Origin of the sequence: Chromohalobacter sp. HP20-39 (assembly GCF_033052815.1) — a bacterium.
Lineage (GTDB): Bacteria > Pseudomonadota > Gammaproteobacteria > Pseudomonadales > Halomonadaceae > Chromohalobacter.
The window spans coordinates 1-236 of sequence record NZ_JAWHTP010001169.1 but is presented as its reverse complement, the minus strand read 5'-3'; the positions used below and the strand labels follow the sequence as shown (position 1 = coordinate 236).

1 protein-coding gene is annotated in these 236 nt (G+C 64.8%); it reads left to right on the top strand.

Going from position 1 to position 236, the window contains the following annotated elements; genetic code table 11:
• The coding region (locus RVY79_RS21580) for a hypothetical protein (RefSeq protein WP_317466667.1) at positions 1-236 on the top strand (236 nt) is incomplete at both ends.

Below are 236 nucleotides of genomic sequence, written 5' to 3'. Positions count from 1 at the left end.
CCTCCGTGCTCACCCCAGCGCTCGGGTGTGGCTATCTTGTCGTACCTGCCGCTCTCGTCCATTCGTTCGCTCGGCAGCGTCGAGCTACCGGCCAACCCGTTCCAGCCATTGTCCAAGAAGCCGTGGCGGATTACCTCTCCACTGGGGCGCTGCGCCGGCGCACCCAACGAATGCGTCAGGTCTACCGACGTCGACGCCGCACCGTCATCGACACCTTGGGATCGTTACCGGGGACA